Below are 24,497 nucleotides of genomic sequence, written 5' to 3'. Positions count from 1 at the left end.
GGCTGTTGTTGTTACAGGCTTTTTTTCTGTTGGGGAAGCTGTCTGCTTAAATGCATTAAGTCCTGCAGAATATGGGTGCTGCTGCTGTCCAGCAGCACTTTTATATATTGGATATCATGGGAAATGGGAAGAGGGGCTGCTTTGATCTGTTCCAATTCAGCCAGCATTTCGCTGTTCATTCTTTTCTGTTCGCGAATTAAATTTCGAAGACTCTCTTCCGTTACTTGGGCGTTTTCGGGATCTTTCTCCATTTGTATGTCCTCCTTGCATACGGTCAGGCTTTGTTACATATTGTAATCGGTTCGGGGAAAAGATTCTATAGTGAAATCTCTGAAATCAAAAATTACGTATAACGAAGCATGTCCTTAGCATGAAAATGAAACCCGCCCATTCGTCATACGTATGTATAAGGAAGGGTTTTTACATTACGGCACAGGGAGTGTTTTTATTGAACCGAAATCAAGCGATTATCGCATCAATCTGTTATTTCAGCGTGTTTCTCGCGCCGCTCATTCTTCCGATTGTGGCTTACTTTGTCGTCGATGAAAAAGAGACGAAGCGGCATGCCATGCGCGCTCTGATTTCCCATATCATTCCGTTTGCGGGATTGCTGATTGTGACCGCGGGTGTTGTCGGCGGATTGATTACGGCTCAAGGGGAGAGTATGGTGCCCGTTTTTGTTATGATAACAGGAGCAGCTGTTTATTTTCTGATCCTCATCGGAATGGTCATTTGGAATATCGTGCAGGGAATTAAGGTGTTACGCCAGGTGTAAGAAAAGTCGGGGGAGGAGTTTTGTATGAAACAGGAGAAAGAACGGATTTTAAAGCTTGTGGAAGACGGCATGCTGACGGCGCAGGAAGCACTGACGCTCATTGAAAAACTGGATCATGAATATAAAGAAAAAGAAGAGCAGATCACCGCATTATCTGCGGAGGTCCAGGAACCTGCGGAAGATTTCGAAAGCGGGGCAAAAGGAAGCCAAAAGCCGTCGCTCGGGGCGAAGCTGTTCGACTGGATTGATTCTGCCGTCAAAAAAGTGAAGGAAGCGGATCTTGATCTGAATTTCGGCCACGCACACGAAGTGCAGCATATTTTTCAATTTAAAGACAGTGAATTCTCGGCCATTGATATGCAGATCGCAAACGGCAGCGTCAATATCGTGCCGTGGGCAGATGAAGATATCAGAGCGGAGTGCCAGGCGAAAGTGTACCGGGCGGACAGTCAGGAGGCGGCGCGCACCGCATTTCTTCAGCATATTGAGTGTGAAGTGAAGGGCAATAAGTTTTTTGTCCGCACGGAAAAGAAAACGATGAAAACCAATGTCACGCTTTATGTTCCCCAGAAAGAGTACGATAAGATAAGAGTGAAGCTGTTTAACGGACCGATCAGAGGGGAACATTTACATGTAAAAGAATTCTCGGCGAAAACGACAAACGGCGTTCTGTCATTCTCTCATTTGACGGCTGATAAAGCGTCAGCGGAAACGGCTAACGGACAAATCAAGCTGGCCGGACATCAATGCGGCGCGATTGAAGCGGAAACGATCAACGGCTTGATTGATTTGCGCGGATCGAGTGAATCCATTGACGTTCAAAGCTTTAACGGCAATATCATGCTTACCGTGACAGCGCCGCACTGCCGCTCCATCTACACGAAAACGACGACCGGAAACGTGGAGATCGCTCTGCCTGATGATTCGGCAGTGAAAGCTGAGCTGAAAAGCAATCTCGGCTCTCTCAGCCATGAGCTGATTGATGTGGAAATTTTAAAGGAAAAGAATGATACCATTCAAAAAGAACTGATGCTGGCATCAAATCAAGGCCATGATCAGCATCTCTCGATTTTCTCAGAATCGTTAACAGGAGCCATTAAGCTCAAGCATACTCAGAGGTGATTGGATGAAAAGACTTTACCGTTCAGAAAAAAACCGTAAAATCGCCGGCGTCGTCGGCGGTTTGGCGGAGTACATCAATATGGATACGTCGCTTTTGCGCATTATCACCGTTGTATTAGCGCTTGTCATGCCGGGAATCGTGCCGATTGTATATATTATCTGGTGTTTTGTTGTACCTTTAGAAGGAGATTTGAAATAAATGATCAAATGGGCAGTCAGCATTTTAGTAAATGCGTTATTATTAATCGTTATCGCGGGATATTTTGATTCCGTCCATATCAGCAGTATCGGAGCGGCTGTCATCGCCAGTGTGATTCTTTCTGTGTTAAATGTGCTGATCAAACCGATCATCGTCATATTGACATTGCCTGTCACGGTTGTGACCCTCGGCCTCTTTCTGTTTGTCATCAACGCCATTACGTTAATGATGACCGCAGCCTTGATGGGAGACAGCTTTCAGATTGACGGGTTCGGCACCGCCATTTGGGCATCCGTCGTGCTGTCCGTTTTCCACTTGCTGATCCAAAAAGGCATATTGGAGCCGCTTAGAAAAGGGTAAAAAACGAGCTGTCCCGAGAGGGCAGCTTTTTTATGTGCGGTTTACATAAGCGGCGGCCTCCTGACGCAACATAATGCATAGGGAGGTAATGAGATGAAACTTGTGATGACGCTCTTTTTTCTGATTGGTTTGCTTTGTGTGAGTCCTTCTGCGGATGCGGCGCGCAAAGAATCGGCAATCCCCGTGAATCAGCAGGAATTCGGACAGCCGCCTCATTACATACCGCTTCTGGAGAATCCTCCCCAAATCGAAGTAAAGGCGGAAATGAAAAGAAACCTGTTCATACAGGCTCATGTACAGAATGCTGACTATCAAGCGTTTTCGGCGTTTCTTTTTTATAAACAAAGCAATGAGCTGGGGTTTAAAATGGTGCCGATGGAGCCCGCGCCAGGCGCAATCCGGCTGTTTACGGCCCAGGTTTCAAAACGGGATATCTGGAATGGAGAATTGGAATATTACCTCGTTTTCACCAACGGCAGACAGCGGGCGGAATCGGAGAAAAAGCGGCTGAAGCTGGACGGCTATCAAGCTGATTTGAATCATATTCCCGAGCTGATGATTACGGAGCTTGCGGTTGATACGAAAAATGAAGACGGCGCTGATGCCTATGAATTTATCGAGGTGTATAACACGACGGACAGGCCCATTCATTTTAAAGACTATCACATCCGCTACCGCTATCCGAAGGAAGGGCCGGAATCAGATATGATATGGAGGCCGAAAGAAGATACCGTCATTCCGTCAGGCGGGACTTACGTGTTTTGGCTGAGACGCGCCGCATCAGAACTGACGATAGATGATTTCAACCGCTATTACGGGACACGCCTGAAGGAGGGAAAACATCTCGCCGTCATCGAAGGGACGGACGGAATGTCCAACGGCCGCCCGCGTACGGTGGTGCTGTCGGCAAATACCGGAAAGGGTATCGCCTCAGCGCATTACCGTAAACACGCTTTCCGCCGGCTGACTTCTTTGCTGTACAAATATCCGCTGAACGGAACGGGAGAATTGCTGAAGATCTCCACGAGCGAGCATAAGCCGTCACCGGGCTCTGTTTTTCAGGCGCAGATCCCGCAACAGAAAAGGGTGATAAAACCCGACAAGGAAAAACCGGTCATCGAAGACCTTACAGACAGAAAGCCCGTCCGGCCCGCTGAAAGCATTGAATTAAAGGCTGACATAAAAGACAAAAACCTTGTCAAAACAGCCGCGTTTTATTACCGGACCAATGAGAAAAAACCATTCAAACGAATTCTGGCAGAAAAAGACCGCAACGACAGCTTATACCATCACATTCTTTATTCCCCGGAACTGCTCGGCCAGGATCAGCTTGAATATTATATCGCAGCCAGTGATGGAGAAAATGAAGCAAAAACGCCCGTCAAGATGATTGACATTGAACAGACGAGCAAATCACACGGACTCAGAATGAATGTTGAACCCGAAGATACGATATCCGGCACCTATCTGCTCAAAGCGACTTCCGACGTCAGCCCCGATAAGATCAAGCTGTGGATTGACGGCAAACGGCAGGAGACCCGGCCGGCCTTGGAAAAAGAAGTCTATTTCGCCTTCGATGCCCGGAAAACGAATCTTTATTTTCAAAACACCGTCATGATGGAAAACGAGGTGCTGCACATTTTTGACGATCCGTCTCACCGCTACAGAACACACTCGGTTCTCCTTCCGGAACGTCTGCTGCAAAAAGGGGGCAAAACACAGAAAGTATCCATCCGTTCGGGCTCAAAGGTTTCTCCGTATGACACGGGAGAGAATCGGGATGATTTTGTCGTGAAACATGCCCGTCTGGTGCTTTCGGACGGAACGGTGATCAAAGATGGGAAGACGGACCCGGCTGAGCAGCTGTTTATCGGTGACGGCAGGCGGGCGAATCAGCAGAAGACCTTCTCATTCAGCCTGCCGGATCATTTGTTTACGTCACGGCTGCTGCCGTGGAACACGGCGAAGCTTTCTGAAGGCTATCACCATATTTTTGTTAGCGACGGTGAGGAGCAGCTGAGCCAGTCTGTGCGGGTGGACAATACGGGGCCGAAGATTGTCCCGAATATTAAAGAAGGCGCGGCGCTGAAAGGTAATGTTGAGCTGAATGCGGACATCCGTGACAAATGGAGCAAAGTGGAAGAGGTCAAAGCGTTTTTGGACGGTGAAAGCATTACGCTCCCGCATCACACGTCATCAGCCGATCTTAAGCCCGGAAAACATACCCTTACTATCATTGCGGCAGACCTTGCCGGAAATGAAACAACCTCCGTCCGCACCTTCCATATCAAACGGGAGGAGCCGAACCAGCCGGAGCTTGCCGATCAAAAAATCGGCGCCCACAAAGCAAAGCTGTCCGTCCGGGTAAAAGACCCGACGAAGGATGACATGAATGTATCATTTTACCGGGGCTTCCGTTATACCGCGCGGAATCCGGGCAGCGTGAAAGTGTATAAACACGCCTCATTAACGGAACCGCCGAGGGGCATAAAAGAAAATGAAATGCCGTTTACCCTGCCTGAAATGAACCGCATCTCGGCAAATGACGGAAAAACCGTTTCGACGGAAAGTATGGAGCGTTTTCCTTATCACCGATTCGAAGTCTCCGTTGACCCGTCTATCGACGAAACGGATCTGGCCGAGGCGGTCTGGAAAGGAAGCTCTCTGCCCGGCCGAAAGGTAACCATGTATATTTGGAATTACCGGACAAGCCGCTGGCAGGAGGCGGACAGCGTCCTTGCCAAAGATAAAAAGCCGTTTACATTAAAAGCCGCCGTTTCCGCAGCGGATGTGGTGAAGAACTCAAAAATGAATGTCATCGTGCAGGATCAAATACCGGCGAAAGGCAATTACACGTTTGTCTGGATGTCGGATACACAGTATTACGCACAAGGGCACCCGCACATTTTTGACAAAATGACGGAGTGGATCAAAGAAAATAAGGAAAAGCACAATATTAAATATGTCTTTCATACCGGTGATATCGTCGATGATTCAATGATGATGAAACAGTGGAAAAACGCCGATCACTCCATGCGGACGCTTGATAAGGCTGGGATTCCGTACGGAGTGCTTGCCGGCAATCACGACGTCGGCCATAAAGACGGCACATACCGAACCTTCGGGGATTTCTTCGGGAGCCGCCGGTTTGAACAGAACATGCATTACGGCGGATCATACAAAAATAACCGCGGGCATTATGACCTGCTGTCGGCAAGCGGGAACGATTTTATTATGATTTATATGGGCTGGGGCATTGGGGAACAAGAGATTGACTGGATCAATCAAGTGCTAAAGAGGTATCCGGACCGAACCGCCATCTTATGCTTTCATGAGTACTTGCTTGTGAGCGGAAATCGAAGTCCGATCGGGGAAACGATCTATCGAAAAGTCGTCAAGCCGAATCGCAATGTGGCGATGGTATTAAGCGGCCATTACCATAACGCCATGAAAAAAACCGATGCGCTTGACGATGACGGGGACGGAAAACCGGACCGCCTCGTCCACCAAATTCTGACCGACTACCAGGACGGTCCGGAAGGGGGACAGGGCTTTATGCGCATGATGCAATTCGATCAGGCCGCCAATCAGGTTCACATGTTCTCCTACTCGCCGTACACGGATGACATCAATTACTATGACACCGATCTGTTCGCTGATAAAGACGAATTCTCAGCAGAAATGGATTTACAGCCGAAGAGGAAAAGGGTGGCGACCGATTATTTTGAATGCAACGTCTATACGAACGAACTGCTCGGTCATAAAAAACACGTAAAAAGCGGAAAAACCGCAAATTGGGTCTGGGACGGCCTGCAGCCTGATTCCGTTTATTACTGGTACACCGTCGTTAAGGACCCGTACAACGGCAAAACAATATCACCGCTGTGGATGTTCAAAACGGGAAATACTCCGTATCGCCCGGCTCCGGATCAGTTTGATTTCAGGCATGCCTCAAACCCATAACGAAAAAAATACAGCCTGCTGATCGCTCAGAAGAAAATCTGACGGTCAGCAGGATTTTTTCTGTACGTAAATGGCGGCGCCCTGCTGTAATAAGTGCTTTTGACTTTTTTATGTCCCTTTTCTATACTAAAATCGATTGGTTTTCGTAATATGCAGGAGGAAACATAATGAACAGTAAAACCGGGACAAAAGAAAGAATTATTCAAACCTCTGCATATCTTTTTCAGATTCAGGGATACCATGCGACTGGTTTGAACCAAATTATAAAAGAGAGCGGAGCACCCAGAGGGTCTGTGTATCATCACTTTCCAAACGGAAAAGCAGAACTCGCCATTGCGGCGATCAAATATACGGGAAGATGCGTTGAAAAGCAAATACAGAATAGTATGTCTCAATTCGCGGACCCTATAGAAGCGATTCAGCACTTTATTCATGTAACGGCTGAACAGTTTAATGATCCGCAGAATATTGAGGGCGTGCCGGTTGGATTGCTGGCGGGTGAGACCGCTCTGATCAATGAAACGTTAAGATGCACATGTGTTGAGGTGTTCAAGAAGTGGACGGATGTGTTTGCGGCAAAATTTCTTGAGCATGGGTTTGAACAAGAGGAAGCGGAGAAGCTCGGGGTGACAATCAACTCGATGATTGAAGGCGCAATCATGTTTTCACTGGCTCATAAAAACAAAGAACCGCTGCTGCTGATTTCAAAACAGGTTCCGTATATTGTCCAAAACAGAGGGTAGGATTTTATTACTCTTTTCTTTATAAAAATAGCTACCAGAACCCCAGCCTCTTTGTTTTGACAGAGTCATAGAGAACATTCACCGGCTTGATTTGAAAATGGCAGATCAAAAAAACATCTCCAACCCGTAACGGTTGGAGATGTTTCATTTCACCCTGTCCATATAATGCACGAATGTGTAGCGGTCGCCTCTGTAGGCGGATTTGACGTGCTCAAAGGCAGTGCCGTCCTGCAGATAAGTGGTCCGCTTGATATAGAGGACGGGGGCGCCGGGCTGGATACCGAGCAGCTCAGCTTCTTCCTCGGAAGCGGCTCCCGGTTCAAGCTCTTGTTTTGCACGTGAGATCGGCATCTGATTGTACGCTTCAATATGCTCATACATGGATGATTGAAAATGGGAGGCGTCCAGTTTTCCCGCCTTGTCAAACGGGATGTACGATGCCTCAATCGCCATCGGGATATCATTTGCCAGCCGGACGCGGATAATTTTATGAAGCGTTGCCGGATAGCCGCATCCCAGGATAGAAGATAATTCTTCCGTCGCCTGAATCAGCTGGTATTCGGCAAGTCTGCTCCCCGGCTTCATGCCCCGGCTTCTCATATCTTCCGTAAAGCTTGTCAGCCCTTGAAGCGGCTGTTCCATCTTCAGTTTGCTGACGAACGTTCCCCGGCCTTTCTGCCTGTATAAAAATCCTTCATTCACCAGATTGGAAAGCGCCTGGCGCACCGTCATTCGGCTGATGCCGAATTGTTCGGCGTATTCCCGCTCCGACGGAAGCAGCGCATCCGCTTTCAGCTCGCCGTTTTTGATTTGTGTTTTTAATTGTTCCATAATCTGAAAGTAAATCGGAATCGGAGATTGTTTATCAATCTGCATAGGTCAAATCCTTTCAATCGCCGCCCGCAGCCTTTTCATCAATCAAGACCGTCACATCCGGATGCGCGTGCAGGGCGGAGGCGGGGAATGCTTCGCTGATGCGCCCGTCCAGAAGCTGCTTCACCGCGTGGGCCTTGCTTTTTCCGGATGCCATGATCAAAATCCGTTTGCCGGACAAAATCGTCCCGATCCCCATTGTCAGGGCTTTTACAGGGACTTGATCAATTGACGGAAAGTACCGCGCATTCGCCTGTCTTGTCTCTTCATTCAGCTCAACAACATGGGTTCGGGATTCAAATGGCGTCCCGGGTTCATTAAAGCCGATATGGCCGTTGTGTCCGATGCCTAAAAGCTGTATATCCGCTCCGCCGAGTGTTTGAATCAATCGGTCAAAGCGTCCGCATTCGGCATCAAGATCGTCTGCCCGTCCGTCAGGGAGAAAGTGGCGGTCCTTTCGGCTGTCGATATGTGCAAAAAAATGTGTATTCATATAATAATGATAGCTGTTTTTGTCCTCGGGAGAAAGCCCGGCGTATTCGTCAAGGTTGATCGTCGTGACATTTCGGAATGACAAGCCCTCTGAGCGGTGCATCCGCACAAGTTCTTTGTATACGCCTTCAGGAGTGCCCCCCGTCGCAAGGCCGAGAACGGCATCCGGCTTTTGTTTCACTGTTTCAGCGATAATCGCTGCGGCTTTTTCACTTAATTCTTCATAATGTCTGCATGTGATAACGTTCATGTCCAATCAGCCTCCCTTGAGATATATGCGGTGTTTCCGCGGCAAATCGTGGCCAGCACGCCGCACTGTCCGTCCGTCAGAACAACGTCGGCGTCTTTTCCTTCGGCGATGCTTCCTTTACGGTCGAATATGCCGAGGCGGCGGGCCGCATTTGCCGATGTCATATTTGCTATATCCGGCCATGAGCAGTTTGTAAACCTGCGCATGAGCTCTGCGCCTTCATTCATTTTTAAAATGGAACCGGCCAGCGTCCCGTCAGAGAGAAGCGCCGTGTCCCCGCGAACGGTGACTTTTTGTCCGCCGAACTCGTATTCTCCGTCCTTAAGCCCTTTTGCCCGCATGGAGTCTGTAATCATGATCAGGTTTTGGCTTCCTTTCGCCAAATAGGCAAGCTTTACAGCCAGAGGATGGGAATGAATGCCGTCAGTGATCAGCTCCGCCGTGATGCGGCCGCAGGCGAGAGCCGTACCGATGCCCCCCGGCTCACGGTGATGAAAGGAGCTCATGGCATTGAAGAGGTGCGTCATATGCACCGCCCCGGCATCCGCCGCTTTTTGTAAAAGCTCGGCTCCTGCGTCTGTGTGTCCCATTGACGGGATGATGTTTTGGTTTTTTAAATAACGGATCAGGCTGAAATCAGGATCTTCTTCCGGCGCAAGCGTCACGATTTTGATCAGCCCTCCCGAGAGCCGCTCCCATTTCTGAAAGAGCCCGGCATCAGCAGGAGTAATCCATTGTTTCGGCTGTGCTCCCGCCTTTTTCGGAGAGACAAACGGTCCTTCTAAATGAATGCCGATCAACTCAGCGCCTTTTTGGGCCTGCGGTGAGGAAGACGCCCATTTTTTGGCGTTGACGAGCGCTTTTTCAATGTTTTCGTGCTGCTGTGTGATCGTTGTCGCTAGAAAAGAGGTTGTTCCTTCTTCGGGCAGCCGGGCGGACATTGTATCAAGAGATGCAACATCAGCATCCATCGTATCCGCGCCGTATCCGCCGTGAATATGGATATCAATCATTCCGGGAAGCGCATACGAGCCCGCGGGCGCCTTCCATTCCTTCTCATACGTTTCTTGCGGTCTTGTTTTCCCCGCGTAAGCAATGATGCCGTTCTTTATACCAAGAAATCCGTTTCGGATGATTTCTTCTTCTGTTACGATGTCCGCACCGCTGATTAACAAGCTTTCAGCCACTTTAAAACACGCCTTTCTGGTTAGTTGTTAGTTTTATTTTACTCTTTTTCAGACTAGTTATCTAGACCAGTTATGCCGGAATTGTATAAATCTGTTTTGGTTCAGACGGTAAAGTGATAAAATATAACTGTTCAAAGCTCGGAACATCCCAGAACAGGAGGAACATATCTTGGCAAAGGTTCGGACCAAAGACGTAATGGAGCAGTTCCATTTAGAATTGATCAGCGGAGAAGAAGGGATTAACCGCCCGATTACGATGAGTGATTTATCACGGCCCGGTATTGAAATCGCCGGTTATTTTACATATTACCCGAGAGAACGGGTGCAGCTTTTAGGAAAAACGGAGCTGTCATTTTTTGATCAGCTTCCCGAGGAAGATAAGAAACAGCGGATGAAATCGCTGTGCACCGATGTGACGCCGGCTATCATACTTTCCAGAGATATGCCGATCCCGCCGGAGCTTGTAGAAGCTTCCGAGCAAAACGGCGTGCCTGTGCTCAGATCCCCTCTGAAAACAACCAGGCTGTCAAGCCGGCTGACGAATTTTCTTGAGAGCCGTCTCGCGCCGACAACGGCCATTCACGGCGTGCTTGTGGATATATACGGCGTCGGCGTGCTCATTACGGGAAAAAGCGGCGTCGGTAAAAGTGAAACGGCGCTGGAGCTTGTCAAACGAGGCCATCGTCTTGTCGCGGATGACTGCGTTGAAATCCGGCAGGAGGATCAGGATACCCTAGTCGGGAACGCGCCTGATCTGATTGAGCATCTGCTCGAAATCAGGGGGCTCGGCATTATAAATGTCATGACGCTGTTCGGAGCGGGCGCCGTCAGAAGCAATAAAAGAATTACAATCGTCATGGACCTTGAGCTTTGGGAGCAAGGGAAACAATACGACCGTCTCGGACTTGAAGAAGAAAAAATGAAAATCATTGATACGGAAATTACAAAACTGACCATTCCCGTTCGCCCGGGGCGGAATCTCGCCGTTATTATCGAAGTTGCGGCGATGAACTTCAGATTGAAGCGGATGGGCTTAAATGCTGCCGAGCAATTCACGAATAAGCTGGCGGATGTCATTGAGGACGGCGAACAAGACGAATAGGAGTTGGCAATGATATGAATGAAGCAGGAACACCAATCAATCCGATTGCCTTTCAGCTCGGGCCGTTATCCGTGCACTGGTACGGAATCATTATCGGCGCGGGTGCGTTATTAGGGCTTTGGATGGCCATGAGGGAGAGTGAAAAGCGGGGGCTGAAAAAGGACATTTTTATTGATCTTGTTCTTTTCGCCATCCCGATCGCAATCATTTGCGCAAGGGCATATTATGTGCTTTTCGAGTGGAGCTATTACTCGGAACACCCCGGGGAAATCATTAAAATTTGGAAAGGCGGCATTGCGATTCACGGCGGATTAATCGGCGCGATCGCGACGGGAATCGTCTTTTCAAAAGTAAGGGGCATCTCATTCTGGAAGCTGGCGGATATTGCCGCGCCGAGTATTCTGCTCGGCCAGGCCATCGGGCGCTGGGGGAACTTTATCAACCAGGAGGCTCACGGTGAAGCGGTCAGCCGGTCATTTTTGGAAAGCCTGCATCTTTCGGATTTCATCATTAATCAGATGTACATAGACGGACAATATTACCACCCGACGTTTTTGTATGAATCGCTGTGGAGTTTTGCGGGCGTCGTGATTCTGCTTCTGCTCCGCCGCGTGAACCTGCGCAGGGGCAATCTGTTTTTGACGTATGTGATCTGGTATTCAATCGGCAGATACTTTATTGAGGGAATGCGGACGGACAGCCTGATGCTTACGAGCCAGCTTCGGATCGCGCAGGTCATTTCCATTGTGCTGATTGTACTTGCGATTATTTTAATGATTTTCAGACGCATGAAGGGGTATGCCGATAAGCGGTATGCCGACACGACTGACGCCTGAAATCGGAAAGGACATAAGATGACTGATAAACGTGTAACCGCCATTTTATTCGATCTCGACGGCACGCTGATTGACACGAATGAACTGATTATCGCTTCTTACCTTCATACGCTTGATCATTATTGCCCGGGGCAGTTCAAAAGGGAAGATGTGCTTCCGTTTATCGGCCCGCCTCTGTATGAAACGTTTTCAGGTATTAATGCTGAAAAGTGCGATGAGATGATCAGCATGTACAGAGCATTCAACCATGAAAAGCACGATGAGCTCGTTACGGAGTACGAAACGGTTTATGAAACGCTTGATGAATTGAAAAAAGCGGGCTATCAGCTCGGGATTGTCACCACAAAGCTGAGGGATACAGTGAATATGGGATTGAAGCTGACAGGCATCGGGGCGTTTTTCGATACTGTCGTCACGCTTGATGATGTTAAGCATGCGAAGCCTGACCCCGAGCCTGTGCGGCTTGCTCTCAGCCGGCTGGGGTGCGATCCGTCGGAAGCCCTAATGGTCGGTGACAATTATCACGATGTCATGGCGGGAAAAAACGCCGGCACGAAAACAGCCGGCGTCGCGTGGACGATTAAAGGCGCACAGGCGCTTTCCGCCTATGAACCCGATTATATGCTCGAGAAAATGAGTGATTTATTGCACATCACCGGAGTGAAGTAATCCGTGAGAAAAACAGACCGCCATCCGGTTGCAGGTGCAAATTCATTGTGGCATGTTTATCAGACGGTTCCCTTTCTGAAGGTGATGAAAAATTTCATCATCATTCAGATCGCAAGGTATACGCCGTTTTTAAGCGTGAAAAACTGGCTGTACCGAACCTTTTTGAAAATGAATGTCGGAAAACAGACGTCATTCGCGCTGATGGTGATGCCGGATATCATGTTTCCCGAAAAAATCACTGTCGGAAAAAACAGCATCATCGGCTACAATACGACGATTTTGGCTCATGAATACTTAATACATGAGTACCGGACCGGTTTTGTCACAATCGGTGACGAGGTGATGATCGGGGCAAACACAACCATTCTGCCCGGCGTCACCATCGGGAGCGGAGCCGTTGTATCAGCCGGCACGCTGGTGCACAAAGATGTCCCGGCCGGGGCGTTTGTCGGAGGAAATCCGATGCAGGTGATCTATACGGACGAAGAAATGAAAGAACGAATGGGAAAACCCCGCTGATTAAGGTCAGCGGGGTTTTTTTATGACTTGATCACAATGGCCTGGCTGCCCATCTGCTTCCAGGCTTTTTCAAAGTCAGATCGGTCTGTTTTTCTGTTTTTATAGCCGTAAGGATCATTGACGTATACATAATCGTGATCATAACCGGTGACGGCCACGCTATGCATGCTGAACGTAATGTCGATCTTTCCGTTCGGCGTATTCCAAGTCTGCATATTATCAACCGGCTTAAAGGATGTGGTGGTAATCACCCAGACCGGCCGTCCCTTTTCAAGCTGGCGGTACACTGAAGAAATGTCTTTTCCCGTCAGGTCATATACTTTGTTTCCCGCATATTCTTTGGCAAGTTTATCAATCGGCTCATGATAAACGCCTAAACCCGGGCCGTTTTCCATGTCTCCTGCAAATCCTTCACTCGGATCTCCCTTCAGCCCGCTGCTGTATGTGAGCGGAACTTTATTGATTTTATCCGCCAATGTATTTTTTGACACATGATATCCGGCATTGTTCAAAATCATGGCAAGGCTTGTCACCTCACAGCCATTGTACAGTCTGGGAGAATCCATCTGTCTGTACAGAACGACATTCAGCGGTGACGCGCTCCCTTTTAACGGTGTTTTCTCATCAGGCTCGTCGGACTGCTGATTAAAAAAATTCAAATGAATATCGTTTGTATAGATGTTATATCCCAGATAGACAAGGATGGCTGTCAGAATCAGCACACATAATGTTCCAAGCGTCTTCATTATTACTCTCCCTTGTTTCTGATGAAGCTATTCTATGTATTATAGCACTTCTGCTCAATATGATTCGATCGTTCCGGTATGTTTACAGGTTTGTTCATTCTTTAGCCATGTTTATGGAAAAGAATAGGCGGACATTGGGCGTTGCAATTCATTCTTTTATCTGCTAACATATTATCATATTAGCGAACTAAAGGATTCGGAATTTTCCTTCAGATAAAGCGGAGGTGTAAAAGGCAAATGTTTATGTTTGAGAAACCGCATGGCATGAGAGATACACTGCCCGGTTTATACGAAGCCAAGAAAAAAGTCCGTTCCACACTGACGGATTTAATTGATAAATGGGGTTATCAGTTTATGGAGACGCCGACCCTTGAATTTTATGAAACAGTAGGCGTCCAGTCAGCCATTGAAGAACAGCAGCTGTTTAAGCTTCTCGATCAGGACGGAAAAACGCTTGTGCTTCGGCCTGACATGACCGGACCGATTGCCAGGGTGGCGGCGTCTAAGCTGCACAAACACAATCATCCGCTCAGAGCGGGGTACGCGGCAAGCGTCTATCGCGCCCAGGAGCGGGAAGGCGGACGTCCGGCCGAATTTGAACAGGTCGGCGCGGAGCTGATCGGCGACGGATCAACAAGCTCGGACGCCGAGGTGATTGCGCTGGCGGCCGGCGCTTTGAAAAACGCGGGATTGCACCGGTTTAAAATCGCGATCGGCCATGCCGGACTCGCTGATGAGCTGTTTGTCGAGGTTTTGGGCAATGCCGAGCGGGCGGATGTTCTGCGGCGCTTTCTCTTTGAAAAGAATTACGTGGGATACAGGGAACATGTCAAATCGCTTCCGCTTTCTTCAATAGACAAAAGCCGGCTGCTCGCACTTCTGGAATTGCGAGGCGGGAAAGAAATCTGCGCCAAGGCGGAGGAGATCATCGGCATCTCCGGACAAAGCTTGATTCAGGAGCTGGAAGACCTGTGGGACATTCTTGAGGATTACGGGTGTGCCGAGCATATTCGCCTTGATCTGAATATGGTCAGCCATATGAGTTATTACACGGGAATTTTATTCGAAGTGTATGCGGCAAATGTCGGTTTCGTCATCGGAAGCGGCGGACGCTATAACAATCTTCTCGGCCATTTCGGCAGTCCCGCTCCCGCCACGGGTTTCGGGCTCCGTATCGACAGGCTGATTGAAGCGCTCGGCATCCAGGAAGAAACAAGTGAAGCGGACGCCGTGATTTTCAGCAAGGAGCAGCGGGCGCAGGCCATTTTATTCGCGGAGGAAGAAAGGGCGAGAGGCAGAAAAGTCGTCCTGCAGGATTTAGCGGGCATTGAAAATATCGATCATATGACAAAATCATTCGCAAACATCACATACTTTATCGGTGCCAGAAAGGAAGAGCAGAATGGGTAAGGTACTCACAATGGCAATGCCAAAAGGACGGATATTCGAAGAAGCGGCCGGGTTGCTGCGGCAGGCCGGATACAGGCTCCCCGAGGAGTTTGAAGAATCGAGAAAGCTGATCATTGACGTTCCTGAAGAAAATCTCCGCTTTATTCTGGCAAAGCCGATGGATGTGACGACCTATGTCGAGCATGGCGTCGCTGATGCCGGTATTGCCGGAAAGGATGTCATGCTTGAGGAAGAGCGTGACGTGTATGAGGTGCTCGATCTGAAAATCAGCAAATGCCATCTCGCCGTTGCGGGGCTTCCCGGAGCGGATTGGAACGGAGTCGCCCCGAGGATTGCGACGAAATATCCGAATGTTGCGTCAAGTTATTTCAGAGAGCAGGGCGAGCAGGTGGAAATCATTAAGCTGAACGGTTCGATTGAATTGGCGCCTTTAATCGGCCTTGCTGACAGAATCGTAGATATCGTATCAACCGGGCGGACATTAAAGGAAAACGGTCTCGTTGAATCAGAACATATTTGTGACATCACATCGCGTTTTATCGTCAATCCGGTCAGCTACCGCATGAAGGATGATGTAATCGACGAATTGGCGGCCAGGCTGGCCAGGGTTGTGGAAGGAGAAACGGCAAAATGAAAATAACCGCAGTAAAAAGAAGCGAGCGGTTCTCACTGAAGCGTTCCATCGACAGCGGAACCGAAGAGCAGCGGAAAACCGTCAGGGGGATTATTGAAGACATCAGACAAAACGGTGACAAAGCCGTTTTGGCCTATACAAAAACATTTGACGGCATCAGCCTGAACCAAATGGCCGTGAGTGCAGAGGAAGTCACCGAGGCGTACCGTCTGCTTGATGATCAGCTGCTGGAAGTGATCAGACAGGCGATTGCCAATATTAAAGAATATCACGAACGCCAGCTGCAATCTTCTTGGTTTTACCATCGCAATGACGGCACGATGCTCGGGCAGAAAATAACGGCGCTCGATTCCGCGGGCGTATACGTGCCGGGCGGGACGGCCGCTTATCCGTCTTCCGTTTTAATGAATGTCATCCCCGCTCTCGCTGCGGGAGTGGAACGGATTGTTCTCGTCAGTCCTCCGGGAAAAGACGGCCGCCTTTCGCCGGGCGTTCTGGCGGCGGCGTCTGAGCTCGGCATAAAGGAAATTTACAAAGCGGGAGGCGCGCAGGCGATTGCCGCGCTCGCTTACGGAACCGAAACGATACAGCCTGTTGATAAAATCACGGGCCCCGGCAATATATTTGTAGCGCTCGCGAAGCGCGAAGTCTTCGGCGTTGTGGATATTGACATGATTGCCGGGCCCAGTGAAATCGTGGTTCTGGCAGACGATACGGCGGTGCCCAAAGAAGTCGCCGCTGACCTGCTTTCACAGGCCGAACACGATACGCTCAGCTCAAGCGTGCTTGTCACCGATTCACGAAAGCTTGCCGAAGCCGTATCAGATGAGGTGAATAAACAGCTTCAGACGCTGCCGCGTAAAGAAATCGCCGAAGCGTCGATCAGGGATCACGGCCGCATTTATATTACGGAATCGATGGAAGAGGCAGTGGACACGGTGAATGCGCTGGCGCCCGAGCATTTAGAAATCATGACGCATTCGCCGGAGGCTTTGCTTGGAAGCATCAGACACGCGGGAGCGATTTTCTTAGGACGATACAGCGCTGAACCGGTCGGCGATTATTTTGCCGGACCGAATCACGTTTTGCCGACAAACGGAACGGCGCGGTTTTCAAGCCCGTTGAATGTAACAGATTTTCAAAAGAAATCGAGCATCATCTCTTACAGCCGGAAGGCATTTGAAACGCACGCAGACAGCATTTCCGCCTTCGCGAGACTGGAAGGGCTTGAAGCGCACGCAAGATCGATTGAAGCGAGAAACGGAGGAATGACCGATGAGAAAAGCGGAACGCGCCAGAACAACAAATGAGACCGATATTAAGCTGGCTTTCGAAATAGACGGAGAAGGAAAAGCCGACATCAGCACGGATGTGCCGTTTATGACTCATATGCTTGATTTGTTCACAAAGCACGGGCAATTCGATTTAACTGTTGACGCAAAAGGCGATACGGAGATAGATGATCACCATACGACTGAAGATATCGGCATCTGTTTAGGGCAGGCTTTTTTGGAGGCGCTCGGTGATAAAAAAGGGATCAAACGGTACGGATCAGCGCTTGTGCCGATGGACGAAGCGCTCGCCCAAGTCGCCGTAGACCTGAGCAACCGGCCGCACCTTGAGATGCGCGCTGCATTTCCGCAAGCGAAAGTCGGAACGTTTGATACCGAGCTGGTACATGAATTCCTATGGAAACTGGCGCTGGAAGCGAGAATGAATCTGCACGTCATCGTTCATTACGGCACGAATACCCATCATATGATAGAAGCCGTGTTTAAGGCGCTTGGCAGAGCGCTTGATGAAGCGTCATCCATTGATCCGCGCGTCAAGGGTGTGCCGTCTACGAAAGGAATGCTGTAAATGATCGGTGTAATTGATTACGGTATGGGCAATTTATTCAGCGTGTCGAAGGCGCTGGAACGCGTCGGCGTCCCGTATGTCGTATCAGACCGGCCGGAAGAGCTTGAAAAAGCGGATGCTTTTATTCTTCCCGGTGTCGGATCATTCAGTGACGCCATGGACAATTTACGCAGCACGAAGCTTGATCAATTCATACACCGTATGGTTGACGAGGGGAAGCTGCTCCTCGGCATCTGCCTCGGCATGCAGCTCATTTTCGAAGAAAGCACCGAAAACGGCTCTGCAAAAGGACTTGGTTTATTAGCCGGAAAAGCTGTGAGACTCAAAGACAGAGATGCCGAAGGAAAAAAGCTGAAGGTGCCGCATATGGGCTGGAACCGGCTGACGTTTCACCAAACGTCTCCTTTGCTTTCGGAAGCGGAAGAAGGCTTCGTTTACTTTGTCCATTCCTATTATATAGACGGGATGGAAGACGGCGATCTTCTGGCAAGCGCTGAGTACGGCGTTCGTGTTCCGGCCATCGTCGGGAAACGCAATGTCTTCGGTGCCCAGTTTCACCCGGAAAAAAGCGGTACGGCCGGAATGGCGATCTTAACGCAATTTACAAAAATGGCAGCGGAACAGAAGGTGAAGAAATGAACGCTTTTACATTATATCCGGCAATCGATATGAGAAACGGCAAATGCGTCCGCCTCATCCAAGGCGATTACGGCAAGGAAACGATATACGGTGACTCTCCTTTAGATATGGCGGCGCAATTTGCACAAGAAGGTGCCGAATGGATTCATCTCGTGGATCTTGACGGCGCGAAAGCAGGCAGGAAAGTAAACGACAGGCATGTTCTTGACATTGCGCGGCAGTTTGATGTCAAAGTCGAGATCGGCGGCGGAATCCGTTCTGAAGCGGATGTGTACGGTTATTTATCACAAGGTGTTGATCGCGTCATTCTCGGCAGCTCGGCCGTTTCCGATCCGGCATTTGTGAAGAGTATGCTGAAACAATACGGCGGCAAAATCGCGATCGGCCTTGATGCAAGGAACGGATATGTCTCGACGGAAGGCTGGCTGGAAACATCCTCGGTAAGAGCGGCCGATCTGGGCCGTGAATTAGCGGCCGAAGGAGCGGAAACCTTCATTTTCACGGATATTGCAACTGACGGCATGCTGTCAGGACCGAACATCGAAAGCACCGTTCAGCTCGCAAAAGCAACGGGAAAAACCGTCATCGCTTCAGGCGGAGTCAGCTCAGTCGCCGATCTCAAAGCACTGGCCCGCTTCAAAGACGCCGGCGTATCGGGAGCGATTATCGGAAAAGCGCTGTATACAAAACAATTTACATTGGCTGAAGCGCTCAGCGGGGTGAAGGACGCATGATCACGAAACGAATCATTCCGTGTCTCGATGTGAAAGAAGGACGCGTCGTCAAAGGCATTCAATTTCTCGGGCTGAAAGATGCGGGCGATCCTGTCGAGCTGGCCGAAGCTTACGACAGGGAGGGCGCTGACGAACTTGTTTTTCTCGACATTTCCGCCTCTCACGAAGGCCGCAAGACGATGACAGACGTCGTAGAACAGGTTGCGGCAAAACTGGCGATTCCGTTTACGGTCGGCGGCGGAATTAATCAATTAAGCGATATGAAACGAATGCTTCGCGCCGGCGCTGATAAAGTATCCGTTAATACAGCGGCCGTCCTCCGCCCCGAGCTGATTACGGAAGGAGCGGATTTTTTCGGCTCGCAATGCATCGTAGCGGCGATTGACGCAAAGTATGACGAAGATTCGGATTGCTATAAAGTGTACACACACGGCGGCAGACAGAAAACCGACTGGGAAGTCACGGCCTGGGCAAAAGAAGCCGTCAGCCGGGGAGCGGGCGAAATCCTGCTGACAAGCATGGACGCAGACGGTGAGAAAACAGGCTTTAATCATACGCTCACACAGCTTGTCACACGTGCCGTCCCGGTGCCCGTCATTGCGTCAGGGGGAGCCGGCAGCGCGCGCCATATGCTTGAAGCCTTCACGATCGGTGAAGCGGACGCCGCGCTTGCAGCTTCCATTTTCCATTACAAAGAGACATCTATAAAAGAAGTGAAAGATTATATGAAGAAACACGGGGTGAATGTGAGATGAAACGGGCAGATGAACTGCGGTTTGACGAGGCCGGACTGATTCCCGCCATCGTACAGGATGCGGCAAGCAAAGAAGTGCTGACACTGGCTTATATGAATCGTGAATCCTACGAAAAAACGATAGAAACGAAAGAAACCTGGTTTTACAGCCGTTCACGGCAGGAGCTGTGGCATAAAGGAGCGACGTCGGGGAATACCCAAAAGGTGAAAGCCATCCGTTATGACTGCGATCAAGATGCCCTCGTCGTGCTTGCGGAGCCCTCAGGACCCGCCTGCCATAAGGGAAGTTACAGCTGCTTTTCTCCGGAAAAAGCGGACGCGCAGGATCGTTTCGGCATCTTAAACGAACTGGAAAGCGTAATCGCCAAACGGCAGGCGGAGATGCCTGACGGAGCCTACACGACGTATCTGTTTCGGGAAGGCGTCGATAAAATCCTCAAAAAAGTCGGCGAAGAAGCCGCAGAGGTTATTATCGCCGCCAAAAACCGCGACCATGAAGAATTAAAATGGGAAGCGGCGGATTTGCTGTATCATTTGCTCGTTCTTCTGCGTGAGCAGTCGCTTCCTTTGGACGACGTGCTTGACGTCCTTGCAAAACGCCATTCAGCATCTGAGTAAAACAAACCTCACGGAGAGATCCGTGAGGTTTTTAATCTGTCAAACTTAAACATTCAATTAAATATTCCTTATTTCCGCAACCGGAGGCAGATGAATTTGATAATATTGACTAATAGAGTTTATTTTGGTTTTTATCAAAAATATACGTTTTGTTCATATTCCGTTCATGCACATCCGTTATAGTATAAACAGTGATATAGGAGGAAAACATATGCCGAATAAACAACCAAAACCTAAAGGGAAATTCAGCTCATTCTTTTCATTAGTCAAAAAAACAAAACCATCATACGGTATGCTGGCCTTCGCGCTGTCTCTCAGTATTGTGACAACGCTCGTCAGCCTGCTGATTCCGCTATTGACAAAGCAGCTCGTTGACGGCTTTTCCATGTCGTCGCTGTCAGGCGTGCAAATCGGAATCATCGCAGCCGTGTTTATCGTACAGGCCGCATTAAGCGCCTACGCCACCTACGCCCTGAACTACAGCGGCCAGAAAATCATCTCGGGACTGCGTGATTTGTTGTGGCAGAAATTAATTAAACTGCCCGTCTCTTATTTTGACAAAAACGCCACGGGAGAAACGATCAGCCGTGTCACCAATGACACAATGGTGGTAAAAGAGCTGATCACAAACAATATCAGCGGATTTATTACCGGAATCATTTCCGTTATCGGATCACTGACGATCTTATTTTTCATGAACTGGAAGCTGACATTGCTCGTGCTGATCGTCGTGCCGCTGGCTGCGGTGATTTTAGTGCCGATCGGCCGGAAAATGTTTAAAATTTCTCGGGAAACACAGGATGAAACGGCGAGATTCACCGGATTATTAAACCACATCCTCCCGGAAATCAGGCTTGTAAAAGCGTCAAACGCTGAAGAAGCGGAATACGGACGCGGAAAAGCAGGCATCATGGCGCTCTTTAAACTCGGGCTGCGTGAAGCGAAGGTGCAGTCGCTCGTAGGCCCGCTTATTACACTTGTATTAATGGCGGCGCTGGTCGCTGTCATCGGGTACGGCGGGATGCAGGTGTCATCCGGTGAATTGACAGCCGGCGCACTCGTTGCCTTTATCCTGTATTTGTTTCAGATCATTATGCCGATGGGCCAGATCACTTCATTTTTCACACAGCTTCAAAAATCCGTCGGCGCAACGGAACGGATGATTCATATTCTTGCAGAAAAAGAAGAAGATATCCAAACCGGAAAAGCCATTGAAAACGCAGATCAGCCGATTAAACTTGAACAAGTCTCATTCGGCTACAAAACAGATCAAACCATCTTAAAAGACATTACGGCTACGATTGAGGCCGGCAAAGTCACCGCGATCGTCGGACCGAGCGGCGGCGGAAAAACAACGTTATTTAAGCTGCTTGAACGATTCTACAATCCGACTGCGGGCAGCATCCTGCTCGGAAATGAACCGATTGATACGTATTCCCTTGAGTCATGGCGGGAGCATATCGGCTACGTGTCGCAAGAAAGCCCGTTAATGTCAGGCACCATCCGCGACAATATCTGCTACGGATTAAAACGCGAGGTGACTGATGAGGAACTGAGGCAAGCGGCTGACATGGCCTACGCCCTGCAATTTATTGAAGACTTACCGAAGAAATTTGAAACCGAGGTCGGTGAGCGGGGAATTATGCTGTCAGGCGGACAGCGCCAGCGCATCGCCATTGCCAGAGCGCTCCTTCGCAACCCGAGCATTCTGATGCTTGATGAAGCGACATCAAGTCTGGACAGCCAATCTGAAAAATGGGTGCAGCAGGCGCTGGAAGTTCTAATGGAAGGCCGCACCACCATCGTGATCGCCCACCGTTTGTCCACGGTTGTGGATGCAGATCAGCTTCTCTTTGTCGAACAGGGTGAAATCACCGGACGGGGCACACACCATGAATTAATGGCATCCCATTCGCTGTACCGCGATTTTGCGGAGCAGCAGCTGAAGCTGAATGCCGACTTAGAAAACAAAGCTGTGTAAAGCAAGACTTTATGAATAAAAAGCAGCTGAAAAAGCTGCTTTTTATTTTGCAGCCGGAGTCCTGTTCATACGGGTGTAGGGTCGGTAACGATGAAGAGCCAAGCCATAAGCGTGTATGCCGGTACAGGAGACAATGAAAAAATTCGGTTTATAGACATCATGTCGATTCATGAAAAGAAAAAAGCAGAAGGAGGGATTTTCATGGCTGTCATATTGGTTGCGGATGACGACCGCCATATCCGTGAGCTTGTCCGCCTTATGATGGAGCAGAGCGGTTTTGACGTCGCAGAAGCGGAAGACGGGGAAGCGGCGGTGCGGCTGATCGAATCAGCACCTATAGATCTCATCATACTGGATGTGATGATGCCGAAAATGGACGGGTTTGAAGTCAGTGAAGCCGTCCGCAGCTTTACGGACATTCCGATTTTGATGCTGACGGCAAAAGGCGAAACGCTGGACAAAGTGCAAGGTTTTACTTCCGGAGCGGATGATTATCTCGTCAAACCGTTTGAGCCGCTTGAGCTGGAAGCAAGGGTCAAAGCATTGCTGAAACGGTACCGGATCACCGCTGAAAAACTGCTGACCATCGGAACGGTCACATTAGATAAGCAATCCCGCACCGTAACGCGCGGCGGCGGAGCGGGATTGACACTGCCCCGGCGTGAATTTGAGCTTTTATTTAAGCTCGCCGGTTATCCGAATAAGACGTTTTCAAGAGAACAATTAATAGAAGATATTTGGGGCTTTGATTATGAAGGTGACGAGCGGACCGTTGATGTGCATATTAAAAGGCTGAGAGAACGGTTTCCGGAAAAAGACTATCCGTTTGCCATCCATACGGTTCGGGGGCTCGGGTATCGGTTTGTGGTGACAGGATGAAACGGATCTTCAGAACGGCTGGGAAAATCATCATCCTTCTCACCGTCACCGCATTCTTCTGGCTGGCGGCTCATCTGATCATTCAGGGATTCGGTCTCATATGGCCGATTTTGCTTGTGCCGTACGCCGAGCAGATTCTGACGCTTTGGCTTGTTTTCGGCCTGCTGTTTGTAACGATGTTTATTTTTTCAAAGTCAGCACGTGAAAGACATCATGCGATCTGGGATTCGCTGACCGCCACGATCAAGCAAATGTCGAGCGGAAACTTCACAGCGGCCGCTTCCCGGAAAATGGAGAAGATCGAGCGGAACCACCCCGTGACGAAATTGGCTGATGAACTGTCGACACTCGCCGCGGAACTGAGTGAAATGGAAAAACTGAAACAAGAATTTATTTCGAACGTTTCCCATGAAATCCAAACCCCGCTCACTTCATTAAAGGGCTACGCGCATCTTCTGAAAAAACCGGATTTATCATATGAGGAGCGGGGGCGCTACTTACACATCATCGAAACAGAAACAGAACGATTATCAAAAATCAGTGAAAATCTGCTGAAGCTCACTGCGCTCGAACGCCAAACCGAACCGATACAAAAAAAACCGTTCCGCATTGACAAACAGCTGCGGCGCACCATATTGACCTGTGAGCCTGAATGGTCCGCCAAACAGATTGAGTTTCTCATTGATTTACAGGAGTCGTATGTGTACGGAGATGAATCGCTGCTCAGCCAAGTATGGATGAATCTGATTCACAATGCCGTAAAATTTACCGGTGAAGGCGGCCGCATTTCCGTTAAAATTGCAGATCTGCCGGGAGCGGCGGCTGTCGAAATCGCCGACGACGGAATCGGAATGGAGCCTGAACAGGCGGAGCGTGTATTTGAACGGTTTTATAAAGCGGACAAGGCGAGAAACGCAGGGGGAAGCGGGCTCGGCCTGTCTATCGCCCAAAAAATCGCAGAGCTGCACGGCGGTTCGATAGAGGTTGAGAGCAAGCGCGGCGAAGGAACCCTTTTCCGCGTCATTCTTCCAGCCGATCCTCGTGAAAAAAACAGCTAAAATCTGGTCGAACCAGCCAGTAAAAAACGAAGCCGATCCTGTCTTTTGAACTATTGAGGCGAAACCGTTTTATGGTATACTACTGACGGTAATA

26 protein-coding genes are annotated in these 24,497 nt (G+C 49.4%); 21 read left to right on the top strand and 5 right to left on the bottom strand.

Going from position 1 to position 24,497, the window contains the following annotated elements; all coding sequences use genetic code 11:
* Positions 1-11: 11 nt before the first annotated feature.
* Positions 12-251: a hypothetical protein gene (locus J6600_RS16505; RefSeq protein ID WP_003151443.1), complete on the bottom strand. Its 240-nt coding sequence runs from the start codon at positions 249-251 to the stop codon at positions 12-14.
* 197 nt (positions 252-448) lie between these two features.
* Between J6600_RS16505 and J6600_RS16500 the strand changes: the two genes are divergently transcribed.
* From J6600_RS16500 to J6600_RS16475, 6 genes are all read left to right on the top strand, one after another.
* Positions 449-775 carry a hypothetical protein gene (locus J6600_RS16500; RefSeq protein ID WP_003151444.1) on the top strand — a complete coding sequence of 109 codons (327 nt, stop codon included), beginning with the start codon at positions 449-451 and terminating at the stop codon, positions 773-775.
* A 24-nt stretch (positions 776-799) separates the two neighbouring features.
* Entirely contained in the window at positions 800-1,897 is a 1,098-nt protein-coding gene (locus J6600_RS16495; protein ID WP_209387631.1) for a DUF4097 family beta strand repeat-containing protein, read from the top strand.
* A gap of 4 nt (positions 1,898-1,901) precedes the next feature.
* A complete protein-coding gene (locus tag J6600_RS16490) occupies positions 1,902-2,096 on the top strand; it encodes a PspC domain-containing protein (RefSeq protein WP_209387630.1) in 195 nt (64 codons plus the stop codon).
* Positions 2,097-2,456, top strand: a complete 360-nt coding sequence (locus J6600_RS16485; protein WP_014418984.1) for a phage holin family protein — start codon at positions 2,097-2,099, stop codon at positions 2,454-2,456.
* Between the two features lie 93 nt (positions 2,457-2,549).
* Complete coding sequence (locus tag J6600_RS16480) at positions 2,550-6,419, top strand: metallophosphoesterase (RefSeq protein ID WP_209387629.1); 3,870 nt, start codon at positions 2,550-2,552, stop codon at positions 6,417-6,419.
* 167 nt (positions 6,420-6,586) lie between these two features.
* Positions 6,587-7,162 (top strand): TetR/AcrR family transcriptional regulator, encoded by a 576-nt coding sequence (locus tag J6600_RS16475; RefSeq protein WP_007614041.1) that lies wholly within the window; start codon positions 6,587-6,589, stop codon positions 7,160-7,162.
* Positions 7,163-7,306: 144 nt separating this feature from the next.
* Here the strand turns inward: J6600_RS16475 and J6600_RS16470 are convergent, their stop codons facing one another.
* From J6600_RS16470 to nagA, 3 genes are read right to left on the bottom strand one after another with little or no spacing between them, the layout of a single operon-like run.
* Complete coding sequence (locus J6600_RS16470) at positions 7,307-8,038, bottom strand: GntR family transcriptional regulator (protein WP_012118554.1); 732 nt, start codon at positions 8,036-8,038, stop codon at positions 7,307-7,309.
* A 13-nt stretch (positions 8,039-8,051) separates the two neighbouring features.
* On the bottom strand, positions 8,052-8,777 hold the full coding sequence (gene nagB / locus J6600_RS16465) for a glucosamine-6-phosphate deaminase (RefSeq protein ID WP_209387628.1): 726 nt from the start codon (positions 8,775-8,777) through the stop codon (positions 8,052-8,054).
* Positions 8,774-9,964, bottom strand: coding sequence for an N-acetylglucosamine-6-phosphate deacetylase (gene nagA, locus J6600_RS16460; RefSeq protein ID WP_209387627.1), 1,191 nt, complete (start codon positions 9,962-9,964; stop codon positions 8,774-8,776). Before nagA ends, nagB begins: the two co-directional genes overlap by 4 nt.
* Positions 9,965-10,133: 169 nt before the next feature.
* On the opposite strand from nagA, the gene hprK reads away from it, so the two are divergent.
* From hprK to J6600_RS16440, 4 genes are read left to right on the top strand one after another with little or no spacing between them, the layout of a single operon-like run.
* Positions 10,134-11,066, top strand: a complete 933-nt coding sequence (hprK, locus tag J6600_RS16455; protein WP_003151456.1) for an HPr(Ser) kinase/phosphatase — start codon at positions 10,134-10,136, stop codon at positions 11,064-11,066.
* A 14-nt stretch (positions 11,067-11,080) separates the two neighbouring features.
* Positions 11,081-11,902: a prolipoprotein diacylglyceryl transferase gene (lgt, locus tag J6600_RS16450; RefSeq protein ID WP_209387626.1), complete on the top strand. Its 822-nt coding sequence runs from the start codon at positions 11,081-11,083 to the stop codon at positions 11,900-11,902.
* Positions 11,903-11,920: 18 nt separating this feature from the next.
* On the top strand, positions 11,921-12,571 hold the full coding sequence (gene ppaX, locus J6600_RS16445) for a pyrophosphatase PpaX (RefSeq protein ID WP_029973522.1): 651 nt from the start codon (positions 11,921-11,923) through the stop codon (positions 12,569-12,571).
* A 3-nt stretch (positions 12,572-12,574) separates the two neighbouring features.
* Positions 12,575-13,090, top strand: coding sequence for an acyltransferase (locus tag J6600_RS16440; RefSeq protein ID WP_094296327.1), 516 nt, complete (start codon positions 12,575-12,577; stop codon positions 13,088-13,090).
* A gap of 20 nt (positions 13,091-13,110) precedes the next feature.
* Here the strand turns inward: J6600_RS16440 and J6600_RS16435 are convergent, their stop codons facing one another.
* Positions 13,111-13,836: a C39 family peptidase gene (locus J6600_RS16435; protein ID WP_021495261.1), complete on the bottom strand. Its 726-nt coding sequence runs from the start codon at positions 13,834-13,836 to the stop codon at positions 13,111-13,113.
* Between the two features lie 237 nt (positions 13,837-14,073).
* Here J6600_RS16435 and J6600_RS16430 point away from each other — a divergent pair, with 237 nt between their 5' ends.
* The 11 genes from J6600_RS16430 (at position 14,074) to J6600_RS16380 (ending at position 24,403) form a co-directional block, all read left to right on the top strand.
* On the top strand, positions 14,074-15,246 hold the full coding sequence (locus tag J6600_RS16430) for an ATP phosphoribosyltransferase regulatory subunit (protein WP_209387625.1): 1,173 nt from the start codon (positions 14,074-14,076) through the stop codon (positions 15,244-15,246).
* On the top strand, positions 15,239-15,880 hold the full coding sequence (hisG, locus tag J6600_RS16425; protein ID WP_209387624.1) for an ATP phosphoribosyltransferase: 642 nt from the start codon (positions 15,239-15,241) through the stop codon (positions 15,878-15,880). The genes J6600_RS16430 and hisG overlap by 8 nt, the downstream gene beginning before the upstream one ends.
* Positions 15,877-17,190, top strand: coding sequence for a histidinol dehydrogenase (gene hisD / locus J6600_RS16420; protein ID WP_209387623.1), 1,314 nt, complete (start codon positions 15,877-15,879; stop codon positions 17,188-17,190). Before hisG ends, hisD begins: the two co-directional genes overlap by 4 nt.
* Positions 17,156-17,740: an imidazoleglycerol-phosphate dehydratase HisB gene (hisB, locus tag J6600_RS16415; RefSeq protein ID WP_014418974.1), complete on the top strand. Its 585-nt coding sequence runs from the start codon at positions 17,156-17,158 to the stop codon at positions 17,738-17,740. The genes hisD and hisB overlap by 35 nt, the downstream gene beginning before the upstream one ends.
* Positions 17,741-18,379 carry an imidazole glycerol phosphate synthase subunit HisH gene (gene hisH, locus J6600_RS16410; RefSeq protein WP_017418839.1) on the top strand — a complete coding sequence of 213 codons (639 nt, stop codon included), beginning with the start codon at positions 17,741-17,743 and terminating at the stop codon, positions 18,377-18,379.
* Positions 18,376-19,113, top strand: a complete 738-nt coding sequence (gene hisA / locus J6600_RS16405) for a 1-(5-phosphoribosyl)-5-[(5-phosphoribosylamino)methylideneamino]imidazole-4-carboxamide isomerase (protein ID WP_095270778.1) — start codon at positions 18,376-18,378, stop codon at positions 19,111-19,113. Before hisH ends, hisA begins: the two co-directional genes overlap by 4 nt.
* Positions 19,110-19,868: an imidazole glycerol phosphate synthase subunit HisF gene (gene hisF / locus J6600_RS16400; RefSeq protein WP_014418971.1), complete on the top strand. Its 759-nt coding sequence runs from the start codon at positions 19,110-19,112 to the stop codon at positions 19,866-19,868. Before hisA ends, hisF begins: the two co-directional genes overlap by 4 nt.
* Positions 19,865-20,485, top strand: a complete 621-nt coding sequence (gene hisIE, locus J6600_RS16395; protein WP_021495256.1) for a bifunctional phosphoribosyl-AMP cyclohydrolase/phosphoribosyl-ATP diphosphatase HisIE — start codon at positions 19,865-19,867, stop codon at positions 20,483-20,485. The genes hisF and hisIE overlap by 4 nt, the downstream gene beginning before the upstream one ends.
* A gap of 211 nt (positions 20,486-20,696) precedes the next feature.
* On the top strand, positions 20,697-22,466 hold the full coding sequence (locus J6600_RS16390; protein WP_014418969.1) for an ABC transporter ATP-binding protein: 1,770 nt from the start codon (positions 20,697-20,699) through the stop codon (positions 22,464-22,466).
* 201 nt (positions 22,467-22,667) lie between these two features.
* The gene (locus tag J6600_RS16385) at positions 22,668-23,345 is read left to right on the top strand and encodes a response regulator transcription factor (RefSeq protein ID WP_012118540.1); all 678 of its coding nucleotides are present in this window, start codon (positions 22,668-22,670) and stop codon (positions 23,343-23,345) included.
* A complete protein-coding gene (locus J6600_RS16380; protein WP_209387622.1) occupies positions 23,342-24,403 on the top strand; it encodes a sensor histidine kinase in 1,062 nt (353 codons plus the stop codon). The genes J6600_RS16385 and J6600_RS16380 overlap by 4 nt, the downstream gene beginning before the upstream one ends.
* Positions 24,404-24,497: the final 94 nt, after the last annotated feature.

The sequence above is a fragment of the Bacillus sp. LJBV19 genome, assembly GCF_017797845.1.
Taxonomy (GTDB): Bacteria; Bacillota; Bacilli; order Bacillales; family Bacillaceae; genus Bacillus; species Bacillus velezensis.
Note: the sequence above shows the minus strand (reverse complement) of the source record. Positions and strands in the feature narration are given on the sequence as shown.